The organism is Prosthecobacter vanneervenii (assembly GCF_014203095.1).
Classification (GTDB): Bacteria; Verrucomicrobiota; Verrucomicrobiia; order Verrucomicrobiales; family Verrucomicrobiaceae; genus Prosthecobacter; species Prosthecobacter vanneervenii.
The window spans coordinates 266,223-281,464 of sequence record NZ_JACHIG010000009.1 but is presented as its reverse complement, the minus strand read 5'-3'; the positions used below and the strand labels follow the sequence as shown (position 1 = coordinate 281,464).

The 15,242-nt window shown below is 56.6% G+C and carries 4 protein-coding genes and 1 tRNA gene (1 of these 5 only partly in view); 4 read left to right on the top strand and 1 reads right to left on the bottom strand.

What is annotated here, in order from left to right; genetic code table 11:
• Nucleotides 1–11: 11 nt before the first annotated feature.
• Nucleotides 12–506, bottom strand: coding sequence for a hypothetical protein (locus HNQ65_RS19780; protein WP_184342215.1), 495 nt, complete (start codon nt 504–506; stop codon nt 12–14).
• A gap of 66 nt (nt 507–572) precedes the next feature.
• On the opposite strand from HNQ65_RS19780, the gene hflX reads away from it, so the two are divergent.
• The 4 genes from hflX to HNQ65_RS19760 all read left to right on the top strand — a co-directional run.
• Nucleotides 573–1,904: a GTPase HflX gene (hflX, locus tag HNQ65_RS19775; protein ID WP_184342213.1), complete on the top strand. Its 1,332-nt coding sequence runs from the start codon at nt 573–575 to the stop codon at nt 1,902–1,904.
• 33 nt (nt 1,905–1,937) lie between these two features.
• Nucleotides 1,938–2,711: an SDR family NAD(P)-dependent oxidoreductase gene (locus tag HNQ65_RS19770; protein WP_184342211.1), complete on the top strand. Its 774-nt coding sequence runs from the start codon at nt 1,938–1,940 to the stop codon at nt 2,709–2,711.
• Nucleotides 2,712–3,308: 597 nt separating this feature from the next.
• Nucleotides 3,309–3,380 (top strand) — tRNA-Arg (locus HNQ65_RS19765).
• 379 nt (nt 3,381–3,759) lie between these two features.
• Nucleotides 3,760–15,242, top strand: partial view of an autotransporter-associated beta strand repeat-containing protein gene (locus tag HNQ65_RS19760; protein ID WP_184342208.1) — the start only. The gene runs 19,096 nt beyond the window's last position; the window shows 11,483 of its 30,579 coding nt (coding positions 1–11,483); it begins with the start codon at nt 3,760–3,762; its stop codon lies beyond the right edge, outside the window.

The following is a 15,242-nucleotide window of genomic DNA, read 5'->3' as shown; positions in this document are numbered from 1 at the left end:
GCCCAGCCCGATCACGAACCTTCGAGCTTCTCGCTCTTCACCACGCTGAATTTGCCGTCCTTGGACTCGAGGCGCACGTTCAGTCGGGCAAACTCCTTTTTGTAGCTCCAGCCCACCTCGGCTTCCCAGGAGGTGGCGCTGGTGGTCTTGAGTTTACGCAGTTGGAGGATGAAGGCAGCGAGGCGGGTGGCTGGGTCAGCGATGGTGTGGTCGGGCTCGATGTCCTTGAGGTTCTGGGCGTTGATGAACTTGAGCTTCAAGTCGTCAAAACGCTTGGTGAAGGCATCCGTGGCCGGGGTCATGCCGTCGCGGTTGATCTCTCCGAGGACAATGGAGTAGCTCTTAGCCACGCCGGGATTGATGTCGGGCAGGCTGCTAATCAGGTGGCGCAGGGCAGCCTCTCCGGCATCGCATTCGTACATGTTCAGCGGCAGGGGGGCGGTGTCCGAGGAGTCGCAGGCGGCGAGGCCAAGGCATAGGCTGAGGAGCAGAAGGCGGCGGGTCATGGCATTGTTCATGGCATGGAATCCGCAGCTTGGCAATGCGCCGACGCGCTTCATAGTGATGTCTTCATGTTCGACATCCGCGAAAAACCCAACCAAGTAGAGAACGCGTTCCTGATTGCCGCCTACTTTGACCGTCGGCAAAAGCAGGAGGCCTCCGATCTGCTGGAGGAACTGTGCGAACTGGTGGGGACGCTGGGCATCGGTATCGTAGGCAAGGAGCTGGTGTATGCCCGTGAGCACACGGCTCGCCACCTGATCGGCAGCGGCAAGTCGGCGGAACTGATGAAGCAGGCCAAGGAACTGGGGGCTGACTGCATCGTGTGGGACAATGAGCTGAGCCCCGGCCAGCAGCGCGCCTGGGAAAGCGAGGGAGACATCTGCGTGATCGACCGTCACGAAGTCATTCTGGACATTTTCAACATGCGGGCCAAGACCCGTGAGGCTCGCCTGCAGGTGGAGCTGGCACGGCTGGAGTACTCGATACCTCGCCTCACTCGCATGTGGGCGCACCTTGACCGCCAGGGCGGTGGTGCCGGCGGTGGCATGGGCGGTGCCGGGGCGGCACGTGGGGAAGGTGAAACCCAGCTGGAAGTGGACCGCCGTCTGGCCAACAAGCGCCTCGACAAGCTGAGGGCTGATCTTGAGGAGGTGAAGAAGCAGCGCGACACGATGCGCAAGGAGCGCAGCCGTGTGCCGGTGCCGCATGCAGCGATCGTAGGCTACACAAATGCAGGCAAATCTTCTCTGCTGAACAAGCTGACGGCAGCGGACTCCTATGTAGAGGACAAGCTCTTTGCCACTCTGGACACCACCACTCGCCGCATGGAGCTGCCGGACGGTCAGCCACTGTTGGTGACGGACACGGTCGGCTTCATCCGGAACCTGCCGCATGATCTGGTGCAGTCCTTCCGCGCCACGCTGGAGGAGGCGATCCAGGCTGATTTCCTCATCCATGTGATCGATGCCAGTTCGGTGCAGGCGATGGAGTTTTATCAGACAACAACCCAGGTGCTCAGCGAATTGGGTGCAGGGGAGAAAAAGGTGCTGCTGGTGCTGAACAAGATCGACCTGATCGACGATACGAGGCTGATCGAGCTGAAGCGTGAGTTTCCCGAGGCAGTGCTGATTTCCGTCAGGTCCGGGCAGGGGCTGGATGATCTACTGCACCGCCTCCATGACTTCATGATCGACCGCGTGGTGCGACTGACGCTGAGCCTGCCGCTGGAGCGGATGGACCTCGTGGCTCTGGCCCATCAGGAGGGCAAGGTCTTGAGCGAGAACTACGACACCGGACGCGCGGAGATCCAGTGTGTGATCCCCAAGCGGCTGGAGAGCCGTTTTGCGGCATTCCTTCCTGCTAATCCAGAATTGGCTGGCCGAAAAAAAGGAAAGAAGTAAAAAAGCGGCGGCAATCGCAGTTTTCTACAGCTCATGTTTTCACTCGCCAACAAAACCGTCATCATCACCGGGGCCGGATCGGGCATCGGTCAGGCCATCGCCATTCTTTTCGCCAAGCAGGGGGCGCACGTCGAAGTGCTGGACCTCAAGCAGGAAGCCGCCCAGGAAACCGTGGACCAGATCAAGGCCGCAGGCGGCAGTGGTCGTGCGACCGCCTGTGATGTGGGCAACTACGCCGAGGTGAAGGCGATTTTTGACGGGGTGGCCGCCAGCCATGGCAAGATCGACATTCTGGTAAACAATGCGGGGATCGCCCATATCGGCACGGCCATGACCACGAACGAAGAGGACATGGACCGCCTGCACCGGGTGAATATCAAAGGCGTGCACGCCTGTGCCCAGTCGGCCCTGGCCCACATGACGGCTCGAAACAATGGGGTGATCCTGAACATGTGCTCAATCGCAGCCCAAATGGGGCTGGCCGACCGCTTTGCCTATTCGATGACCAAAGGGGCGGTGCTGATGATGACATACTCCATCGCAAAAGACTTCATCAAGCAGGGCATCCGCTGCAACTGCATCGCCCCGGCGCGTGTGCACACCCCTTTTGTGGACGGTTACCTGGCCAAAACCTACCCAGGTCAGGAGGCTGAGATGTTTCAGAAGCTCAGCGCCGCGCAGCCGATCGGCCGCATGGCCAAGCCAGATGAGATCGCGGCATTGGCACTGTACCTGTGCAGTGACGAGGCATCGTTCGTGACGGGCAGCTCATACCCGATCGACGGCGGCGCGGTCAACCTGCGATAAGCAGTCTTTGACTGTTATACTGCCAGCTTCACAACATGGAGTGATGTGATTATTAGAATACTCCTTGGTATAATCAGGTCGAAATTGGGATTGTGGCTTAATCTCAGGGCTGAAATAACCCTCTTCTTGTCCTGATGTAAATCAGGGCTCGATTCGTGATTAGTTCGCTTGTAGAAGCTCTTCCATGGTGCCACTGGCACCGTGACTGGCTAAAGCTTTAGCACGGTTCGTTAGTCTGACCGGCTAGGAGGCTGAGGTTCAGTTGCGACTTTAAATGTCTCAATATACAACAAGATCAACTCCATCAGCCGGGTGGTTGGTTCTAATAGTGGCGAACTTGCAGAGAGGCAGGATGGGCTTTTTGGGTGCCATATTCTTCTGGAGGCTTGCTTACCGCTGACCAGTGAAATCAGCCATTCGAGCCATTCTGTGTCTGACGAATGTGTCGTTGTTTGAGTGAAGTGATACTCTCATTTGTGAGAATGGCGGCTGTGGCTGATGCATCCGTGGTAGCTCTTAACTTTCTGTCTGGTAGTAGAAGCTGCATTCCGCAGTTGAATCATTCCCCGAACGCGTGATAGAAGGACTAGGCCGTCAGTCCCCGTAGTTCAATGGATAGAACGAGGGTTTCCTAAACTCTAAATGCAGGTTCGATTCCTGCCGGGGATACGGGGGCGTGGATCAAGAATCAGGCTTGCTGAGCCAAAGTGTGAGTTTGATCTGCTGTGTATTCCGTGTTTTCCATAACCATTCATCATTTACTTAGGTGATATACTCGGGTGGATTTGTTTAAAATTAGGCGGGTTGCCGATACGCTTTAATTCATTGATTTTCAATCTGTTGACTTTTTTTTGCGAAACTAGAAAAAGAGGTTGTCTGGTAAGGGTTCACTGTGGTTTGATGCAAAGACTACCTTTAGATGCCACCAACCTCATCCTGCTCTGATATAAAGAAGGCAGCGACCGCAGTTCTCCAAAAGAGGAATGCGATGCTGTTTATCAGCATCTTTTAGACCGAGCACGCATGGGTTGAACACCCTCATTTTTTTATGAAGACTCTACGCCAATATCGCAAACTCCTAGGCTGGTTCATGACTTGCCTGATGGCAGTCTGGCTCCCTGGGCCTGCACGCGCAGCGGTAGTTTACTACGATTACGATCAGCTGGCGGATGGCGACAATTTGGCTCCCATCGGGCCCGGCTTTGGTGGCAACGGCATTTGGAACACCTCATCATCTATGTGGTGGGACGGCAGTTCATTCAGCGATCAGGCTTGGAACAATGCCAACAATGACACTGCATTGTTCTGGGGGTTGAGTGGTGGCACCATCAATCTCTCCACGGGCATCACGGTAGGCGGGCTGCAGTTTAATACATCTGGCTATACCCTCACCGGCAACACGCTGACCTTTGGGGGAACGAATGCCAGCATTGTTTTGAATGCTTACAATGGTGCTACTGCTGCTGGTGCCGCCGTCAATCCTACCATTGCCTCATCTCTTTCTGGCACGGCAAACGTCAGCATCACAGGGGGGGTTTTTGGTGGGCTCACGGCTCAAACCCTTGCGCTTACCGGTTCAGGTACGGGTTTTACCGGCACCTTGGCGATCGGAAACAACATGACCGTGTCGTTGCCGGCACCCAATATCTCCACAGCCACTCTTCCTGCCACTGCGTTATCAAACATCACCGGTTTGACGTTGAACGGCGGCCTGTTGACTTTTACAAACACCGCATCGGATGTTGGAAATGCGCGCATCAAGACCACTGCTCCCATTACTTCAAACGGCGGCACCATTACTTTCACCAACACCTCAGGTGCAACGTATGCTGAGACGCTTGGTGCGGTCACGCTGAACTCAGGGGCTTTGAATTTTGTGGATAGCACGAACATGGCTTCGGGCTCCCAGACATTAACGATTAGCGGTCTCTCTCAGACGGGCAGCGGCACTGTGGCATTTGTGTCAGCCAGCGGCTTGAACACGACTGCGAATATCATGGTCAACAGTGGCGCTTCCGGTGCCACGACCGCTGGCACGGTGATTGGGCCGTGGGCCACGGTGGGCACCGCCGCCAATGCTCAGACCGATTACGCCGTTTACAATGCCAGCAAGCAGATTGTAGGTGCGGGAACCTTGACCACGCTGCCGCTGACAGGTGCTGTTGCAACAACGGCCTACCAGGCAAGTGCTGCGGTCGGAACCACGACAGCCAGTGAAGCAGCCCAAGTCTTCAAATATACAGGTGCGGCCGCTACGGGTATTACGATTGGCACCGGCTTTACTTTTGCCACGGGGGGCATTCTCAATGCAGGCTCTGGTTTGCTGACCATTGCCGGTGCTTCGGCCACCGGTGTTTTGTCTGCTCTTTCGGGTGGTGGTAATCTGTTCCTCAATACGGGCAACAATCAGGGCATTACGATTTCCAGCACGATCGCTGACAATTCTGGTGCCACGACCTTGGTCATCACCGGTCCCAACACAGTCACCCTTAGCAGCACTGCCAGCACATTCACTGGAGGTGTTGTGCTCAACAGCGGCACGCTGAGCATTAGTGCTAACACAAACCTTGGCGCAGTCACTTCGGGGCTGACTTTCAATGGCAGTGCTGGTCTGACATTTACCGCAGCGACGACGCTCGGCACTGCTGGCACCCCCGCCAACCGCGCAATCACCTTCAACAATGGCGCTATCGCAACGATTACAACTGGCGCGTTCAACAGTGTTTTGAACGGTAATATCACTGGCACAGGCGGGATCATTCTGGCTGGCACCAGCGGCAACACTCTGACCATCGGTCAAACGGGTGTGGTCAACACCTTCACCGGGCCAATTCTCATCAATCAAGGAACCCTGCTTCTTGGTATTGCGGGTGCACTGGGCAACTCGAACAATCCCGTGGTGCTTGCCAACACTGCCGGGGCGACATTGAACCTGAACAACATCTCCACGACAATTGGCTCTCTTTCTGGCGCTGGTGCGACTGGCGGTACGGTTACCCTGGGCACAGCCACTCTGACCTTGGGCGGCAATGGCGAAAGCACCACTTACGGCGGCACCATAACAGGTTCCGGTGGTTCCATTGTCAAGCAGGGGGCAGGAGTCCTGGCTCTGACAAACTTCAGTGGTGGCACCACGTTTACGGGAACGATTACCCTGAACGGTGGTCTCATTCAGATGCAGAACCTTTCCAACCTGGGAACCGGCACCGGGGCACTGGTTTTCACCGGCGGTGGCCTGCAGTGGGCGGCTAACAACGTTGTTGGTACCGCTGTTGGAAACGGTTCGGTCGACCCTTCCTCGACACGCCTGCTGACCTTCACTTCCACGGCTGTGCTGGATACAAACAGCAATACGGCTGTTCTATCCGGCTCAGTGGGTAATTCTGGCGCAGGTGGCTTGACCAAGACTGGAAATGGCACTCTTTTCCTTCAAGGTGCCAATGCCTATTCGGGAGCAACAACGGTTTCCATGGGGGTCTTGAACCTGCAAAACTCCCAGGCTTTGGGCGGGGGTACGAGCGGTGTCACTGTGGGTTCTGCCGGAGCACTCGCACTGCAGAGCGCCTCTCCGACGAACTACGGCACTCAGGCGCTGACCTTGAACGGCAGTGGTGGCATCAGTGGAATGAATGGTGCCTTGGTCAACATCAGTGGTACTAACACTTATGGTGGAGCCATCATTCTGGGCTCTTCCTCGACGATTTACTCCGGTGCAGGTTCACTCACTCTTAACAGCATAACGGCTGTTAGTGGTGCTGGCACATTGACTCTCGCGGGTGCCGGTTCAGGGACACTCGCCGGGGCTTTGAGCAACAGTGGTGGCCTTTCCATGAATGGTACTGGCACATGGACCCTGACTGGAACTGGCGGTTCCAATACGGGGGCTATCATCGTCAGCAGCGGCACTTTGGCATTCACCGGTGGCGCGCTCGGAACGCCCTCCGGCACTACGTTGGGTGGCGGGATTCTTAGCCTCACCAGCGGCAGCCAGACGCTGGGTTCTCTGACTTTGACCGCTGGCACGACGGGCACGATCATAGTCGGGGCTGGCAGTTCTCTGGCTATCGGCAGCGCTATCACACGAGCCGCTGGCTCGGCATCAACAGTCCTCTTCAACACCTCCTCTGGTGGTGCCATTAGCACGACAGCCACCGGCTCGGGTGTCAATGGTGTGCTCGGCTACGCATTGGTCAACAACGGAACGACGATTGGGCTTGCCTCCATCAGTGGTGGCAACATCGTTCCGCTTTCCAGCGGTTCTCTCTCAACCCTGACCTCGAGCACGAATGATGCCTCGGGCGACTACACCACCTACGGTCTTACCACCCTGAATGCCACGGCCAATCTTTCCGTGAATTCCCTGACTCTGGACACCACCAGCGGCAGTGGTGCAGACCAGACCATCAATCTCGGCAGCAATACCCTGAGCCTCAGTAGCGGCGCGCTGGTTTTCAACTCAGGAAACGCCAACAACGTCACCATCAGTGGCGGCCAGGTTGGGGCTAGCAATTCCGAAGTGATCGTTCACCAGCTCAGCAGCACTGGCACCCTCACCATTGGAAGCCAGATCAGCAGTGGCACCGGCAGCTATACTCAGGATGGGGTGGGTACTGTGGTGCTCTCCGGCCTGAATACCTTCACTGGTGCCGTCAATATTTATGGTGGCACCATCAAGGCGGGTGTGGGTTCCACAATCACCTACGGCACCTCCGCATACAACAACTACTACGTGGGATATGGCCAGACTGCGGGTGCCTTTGGCAATGGTTCTTCGGTTTACCTCGCCAGTGGCACCACTCTCGACATCAATGGCTACAACACGACCATCGGCGCCCTTTCGGGCGCGGGAAATATTATGCTGAGCAATGGTGCCACCCTCACAATCGGTGGCTACAACCAGTATGGCAATCTTTCCGGCAGCCAGATTCACAATGTCATCAGTGGCCTCATCAGTGGGAATGGCAATATCGTGATCACAGGAGGTGGCACCTATGCCTTCACCAATTCCAGCAACAACTTCAGTGGCACTCTGAACGTCAACAACGGCACGCTGGAAATCAGCAGCATGCAACAGCTAGGCTCGGGTACCTCGCCTATCATCATCAATGGTGTGCCCAGCACGACAGGTCTGCCTGGGGGCTCGCTGGTTGTCCAGGGCGGTTCTTCGGGCATCAATTTCAACCGCAATATCATCATTTCAGGCCGCGGACCCAATACAGTCGGCGCAGCCCTGATTAGCATCGGTGCCAATACATTCAGCGGCACCTTCTCTGTCGGCCTTACATCTTCGAGTGAAGCGCGTCTCGCACTTGAAGGCGGGACAACGACTATTTCCGGCGCGGTCAACATCTCGCCGATCGGTCTAGGTAACTCTCTCCTCGTATATGGCGACAACAATCTCAACATCACCGGCTTGCTGACGGGGGGCACCACCGGTCAGACAGGCATAATCAAAACAGGTTCTGCCGTGTCCAACTCGGTTACCCTGAGCAACTTGAACAACAACTTCATCGGCAACATCCGAATCGACAGTGGCACATTGCGTGTTTTCAATGGTGCAGCGCTCGGGGTCGGCACAGATGCCAACGCCATCCGCTTCAACAATGGCAATGGCAACACGACCAACGGGGTGCTGGAAGTTCGCACAGATGCCGTTGGCAGCTTTAGCACACGCAATGTCAGCACTCCTGACAATGCAGGTGTCATTTTTGTTGATCGTGCACTCGGTGGCACTGGGCTGGGCACCCAGCAGGTGTCTTCTTCCGGCGTTCTCAGCTACGTCGGCTCCAGCGGTAATGTGGTGTTCCAAAACCTGACGATGGGAGCCAGCAAAACCATGTCCATCGTAGGCCGTGACGGCTATGGTGTGACCTTTACCGGAGTGGGCGGGACCTTTGGCGGTGCGGGAGCTGGCAACGAAGTATACACCAACAGCAGCAACGGTCTCTTTATTCTCAATGCCTCTGCTGGCATCGGTGATGGCACCGCGCGAACCCTGACCATCAACGGCAACGGCGACACCGTCTTCAACGGCTACATTATTGCTGCCGGTGTTGGCGATCACTTCTTCACCAAGTCCAGTCAGGGCTACCTCCTCATGAACGGCAGCAACACCACCGCTGCCAGCAACAGCACCTTTACTGGGGCCGCCTCGATCAGCCAGGGAACGCTGGCGGTTACGAATATTAAAACGCTGCTCAATCAAAATACGACTTCCACAACTGGCAGTAACAATGGTTTGAACTTGGGAGTGGGAGGAACAACGCCGACAGGTGGTGTTTTGAGCTATCTGGGTGCTGCTGGCACCGGCGCAGGGGAAACGACGCCGATGGCGATCAACCTCATCACCACCACGAACTCGACAGGCGTCTTGGCAAATCAGTCCGGCACCGCTCCTTCCGCACTCATTTTCACCAGCTCCATCGGGGCTGGGGGCGCTGGTGTAAAGACCTTCTACCTGGGCGGTTCTGCCTCCTCTTCCATCATCAACCAGATCCAGGGTGTCATTCAAAACAACTCTGCGACCAATACCACGGCCCTGAGCAAGGTTGGGGGAGCTACTTGGCTTTATGCCCCTTCGGTCGCCAGCTACGGCGCAGGAGCTGCCACCACCACTGTTTCGACGTTGACCATGAGCAGCGGCAACAGCACCATCAATGGCACCACGACAGTCACTGTCACAAGCACTGCGGGCCTCGTTCCTGGGCTGGCCGTATCCGGAACCGGCATTCCCAGCAATGCCACCGTGGCATCCATTACTGACGCCACACATTTCGTCCTCTCTGCCAATGCAACGGCCACCGGGAATCCCACCAACCTGACCTTTACCTACGGAGCCGCAAACTCCAACGTCATCGCTCTTGCCAGTGGCACAGGGGTGCAGGTTGGCGAGGTGGTGACTGCAGGCGGTTCCACCAACGTCCCAACAGGTGGAGTTGTGACCAATGTGGTCACCAACAGTGGTGTTACCATCGTGACGCTGAGCAGCAACATCGGCACCACCATCGCCAACGGAACTTCCATCACATTTGGTGCCAGCACGAATTTTACTGGCACCATTACGGTGGGTGGCGGCACCCTTCAGGTGCAGCCCACAGCCACCACTGGCAGCGGCTCAAGTCTTTTCGCAACGACTCAGGCTCTGGTGTTCAACACGGATGCTCTTACTGGCAATGGCTGGGCTGGTGGTACCTTCGAATACGCCAACACCGCACTGGCTGGTCTGACGCAAACTCTCGGGGCGCTGACACCCACTGCGGGCGCGGGCACCGTCAAACTGGATGCTCCCCTGAGCGGCACAAACACGTTGAACTTTGCCTCTCTCGGAACGGTCTCCGCAGGCACGGGCCTCAACATCATTTCCCCTACTAATACGAGCGCAACCTTTACTGCGGCTGTCACTGCCACAAACGGCATCGCTAACGCACATGTGTATTACAATGGTGCGGACTTTATGGGCGGGGTGACAGCAGGCGGAGCTGCAGCTGCAGCGGCCTACACTGCAGCGGCTGGCGGAACATCTCTCGCTGGTTCCAACACCACACCTTACAACATCACTGGAAACTATACTGCACAAGCCACGGCTACATGGAATGCAGGCGCCAAAATCAATGCAGCAGCCACCATTACACTGGCCGCGGGTGCGACACTGAGCATCAACAACGGCACCAACGTCTCTGGCGGAATTATTGTCACAGGCGGAAATAGCGTCACTTTCACGGGCGGCACGGGCATTTCCGGCACCGGTAGTGCTGATCTTGTGATCCGCACAGACACCGCCTCCGATACTCTCACGCTCAGCACCCCTATCACCAGCGGCATCACCGGCGGCCTTACCAAAAACGGCGCCGGCAAGCTGATCATCAACGCCGCCAACGCCTTTACTGGAAACACCAACATCAATGAAGGCACGGTCCAGCTTTCTGGCGCGACTGCAGCACTGGGGGGTATCGCAGCCGCCAACGTGACAACTCTACGTCAGGGGACCACGCTGGACGTCAACGGTGCCGGCGCTTCCCAGGCGCTCTATACAGGTGGTCCCTCCTATATTGCCACCACCATTGGTGGTCTGGCCGGTGCAGGCACCATCACCAACAGCAGCAGCACGCAGACCACCCTTAATCTCGGAGTGGCGGGAACAGGCACCGCCTCTGGTGTTTTCTCCGGTCTCATTCAGAACGGCACTGGTTTGCTTAACATCACAAAAAATGGTACTGGCACCGAGTCTTTGACCGGGGTGAACACCTACACGGGGGTTACCACCATCAACGCGGGTGTCTTGGCAGTCACTTCGCTGGCCAACGGTGGCGTTGCCAGCTCGATTGGTGCTTCCAGCAATGCTGCTGCAAACCTTGTTTTCGGTGGTGGCACACTGCAGTACACGGGGAACAACGCATCCATTTACCAGGTCACGCAGACTCCGAGCATCAGCATTGACCGCCTCTTTACCCTGGCTGGTAATGCCGTGCTTGATTCCTCTGGCTCTTATGGCGCACAGCAGGTCAATACCGCAAACAACCAGAACAATGCAGCGCTGATTTTCAACAACACCGGCGCAGTGGTGTTTGGAACAAGTGGTGCCAAGACCCTGACTTTGCAGGGCAACTCGCTCGGAGACAATGAAATCGATCTCCGGCTGATTAACAACACGATCGACAGTGCCACACTCTCACTGACCAAGACAGGGGGGAGCTTGTGGATTCTTGGCAACGCCTCCAACGCCTACACCGGAGCCACCACAATCACGCAGGGTATGCTGCGTGCCGCAGACGGCACGAGCCTGCCCACCGCCAGCAACCTCGTATTCAACGTCGCGGCCGGTAACGATGGCGTTTTGGAAACAACGGGGGTCTTTAATCGCAGCATCGGCACCGGCAGCGGACAGATGCAGTGGAATGCCAACCTGAGTGGTGGCTTTGCTGCCAGCATCGCTCCTCTGCAGGTAAATATTGGTGGAGCGAACGCGACAATCAATTTCGGCACCGGCGGCATCGGCAATGGAACTGGCGCACTGATTTTGAACTCTTCCACAGCACAGTCGGATGTCACGCTGACCAATCCTTTAAATCTCAACGGTGCAGTGAGAACTATCCAGGTGCAGGACAACTCATCCTCCAACTACGATTTTGCAACTCTTTCGGGCGTCATCAGTGGTGGCGCGGGCAGCGGTCTCATCAAAACCGGTGGCGGCACTCTTTACATCACCGGAGCCAATACGTACTCAGGCGATACCTTCCTGACTAACGGTGCCACTTTTGTGAGCAGCATCGGAGGTGGCTCCGTTGCATCCAGCGCCTTTGGCGATGGCAGTGGCATTCTCACATTGGGATCCGGTGGCAACACGGTGTCCCTGCTTTATTCAGGCACTGGGGAGACAAGCTCCCGCCAGATCAGGATGATTGGCTCGGCTCAGACGGTTCGTATCTCCGCCGATGGTTCTGGCCCTCTGGTTCTGACGAACTTCGTCAACCAGTCAACCGGTCGCGCCACACTTGACCTGCGCGGTTTCAGCAATGACGCCAACACCATCTCTTCTGCCATCGCAGATAGTGGCGGTGCTCTTCAGCTTGTCAAAAATGACGGTGGCACCTGGATTCTCTCCGGTAACAATACCTACACCGGCGGCACACAGATCAACGCCGGTTACCTCGCTATCTCCAGCGCTGCTTCCACATCGGGAAGTTCATCGCTAGGGGTAACGGGGCCGGCTGGCATCACGGGCGGCGTGAACAACGGTACAACCATCACACTTGGAACGGGCACTACTGCGGGGCTTGTCGTTGGTGAAAACGTCAGCGGTGCTGGCCTTGGTTATGGGGATATCATCACTGCCATTCTGGATTCGACCCACTTCCAAATTAGCAACACTCGCACCACTCCAAATAGCGGTGCCACCTATACTCCGCTCATCTTTGGTGCCCTGCTGTTCAGCAACGGCGGCATTTATTCCACGAATGGTCCTCTCTCCATCTCGCAGCCCATCGTCATCGGCAGCAACACAGCGGCTATCTTTGCTGGATCCAATAACATCACGATCAACGGAAACATTTCCGGTGTCACCGGAAACCCTTGGAATATCGTCAACACCATCGGCACAAACACAGCGCCTGGCACCTTGACCATCAACGGCCAGTTGCAGAGCCTCGATACAGCAGCTGTGCGTAACTTCACCCTTTTTGGAACTGGCAACACTGTCTTCAACGGCACAGTGTCCAGTTCCAACTTCGCCACAGGAGTCACGGTGAACATGCTCAACAACCTCACCTGGCATCCTACGACGACCACGACTTCTCTCAGCAGCACGACCAACAGCACGACCACCGTCACGGTGGCAAGCACTGCGGGTCTCTACCAAGGTATGCTCGTCACCGGCGCAGGCATTCCTGCGAATACGACCATTGCAACCATCGTGAGCGCCACTAGCTACACGCTCTCCCAGGCGGCCACGACCTCCGCCACGGCAAACTTGAGCTATCAGCAAAACTTCACCAATGGATTTGCCCTGGTTGAAGGTTTTGTCACCAACACAACCCAATCTCCCGTGACCTTCGGCACCGGTCCGCTCCAGATTCAGGGCGGTGTGCTTCTTTCCTCGGTTGATCTTACCAGTTCGACGGGCAACGCCCTTCTCGCAGGAATGCAGTTGACCAACAACTATGGCGTTATTTCTGGCACCAGTTCCATTGAATTCGCCGGCAACGCCACCCTTGGCTATAGCTTGCAGAACAATGGTGGTAACCGTGCCATCTACAACAATCTCAGCGGTGGTGCCTCACTGACATTCAGCACCAACAATGTGGCGCTATCCGAAGCCGCCGCCACTGCCCGCACCCTGACTCTGGAAGGCACCGGGATCTACAACATCAGCTCTTCGATTGTAAATGGAGCTGCTGCGAGCAGCCAGAACAGCACCTTCACCTACAATGCCACGGGTGCTCTGAATCTGACAGGAAACAGCACTTTCTTCGGCCCGGCCAACTTCTTCGGCGGTACCACGACACTCAAGGGGGCCAATGGTGCTCTGAGTTTTGCTGTGCAGACCACCGCGAGCGCTGCATCCACCGCCTCCACCACGCTTACAGTTGCAAGCAATACAGGGCTTTTCACGGGTATGGCTGTCGCAGGCCCAGGCATCGCTCCGGGAACCACTATCAGCGCCATTAGCGGCACCACGGTCACGCTGTCCCTGGCTGCTACAGTCGCTAATGGGGCCACAGTCAGCTTCGGTGGTACGACTCTCACCACCGTTGCCAACGCTGCCACCTTGACCTTGGACAACACGACCGCCAGCGGTGGCAACATGACTGCGGCAGGTGGTTACACCAACCGTCTGGGCGACCACGCACTTACGCTTCAGGGGGCCACATTTAATCTGCTTGGCAACTCGGCCGGCAGCACCGAAGGCACGGCCGGGCAGGCTGGTGTGCTCACCATCAATGGCGGCCAGAGTGTCATCAACATGGTCAACAACGGTGGCAACTTGGTGCTTAACTTCAATGCTGTTGCCTTTGGCGGTGGCGGCACTCTGAATCTCACTGGAGGAGTCGGTACTTCTACCAACAAGGTCATGGCAGGTCAGAATTTCACAACCACGGCCGCTACGACCTCTACGACCGTCACTGTGGGCAGTACAGCCGGTCTCGCCACAGGCCAGGCGGTTGTTGGTGCCAATATTGCTCCCAACACCACCATTGCAACTATCGTCAATGGCACTCAGATCACTCTGAGCACGACGCCGCTTGGAACAGGGCTTTCCAGTGGACAGACCATCACCATCGGCCTGCCGATGACCAACAACACATCGATCGTGCCCAAGATCACCGTCGCAGGCACCGACTTCGCCACTTTTGGCAGCAATGGACTGCAGGCTTTCACGGGTTATGTGGGTTCATCGGCAAATCTGAATGCAACCATCGCTGGCAAGACCGTGACAGGTATCAATACAACTGCGAGCACGACCGTCACCGGAGTCAACACTGCCAATCTTTACATTGGTCAGCAGGTCGTCGGGGCAAACATCGCTCAGGGGACGATCATCACGGCCATCAATAGTCCGACCTCGATCACCATCTCCCAGAATGCTGCAGCAGGAAATGGCAACGTGAGCTTCCTGCCTGGCACCGGAAGTACACTCATTGCTGATGGCACCAACACCAGCACCAGTTTCCTGAACCTCTATAGCGTGATCAATGCGCTCAAGATCAGTGACAGCGGCACACCCATCACCGTCGGCGCTGTGTCCAACAGCTTCCAGCAGCTTACTTTGACCAGCGGTGGTCTTCTGGTTACCGGCACCGCCACGGACACCATCAGCGTGCCACGTCTGGCCTTTGGAGCACAGGGGACGGAAGGCGTGATCCAGGTCAACACAGGTGCCACCCTAAATCTGAACAGCGTCATCACCGGGCCCACACTGAGTACGTTGCCGAGCGTTGGCAGCCTTATCAACAACGGTGGTCTCACCAAGGGGCTTGGAGGCAACCTGAATATCAATGCCACGCAGTTCTACACGGGCACGACCACTCTGAATGG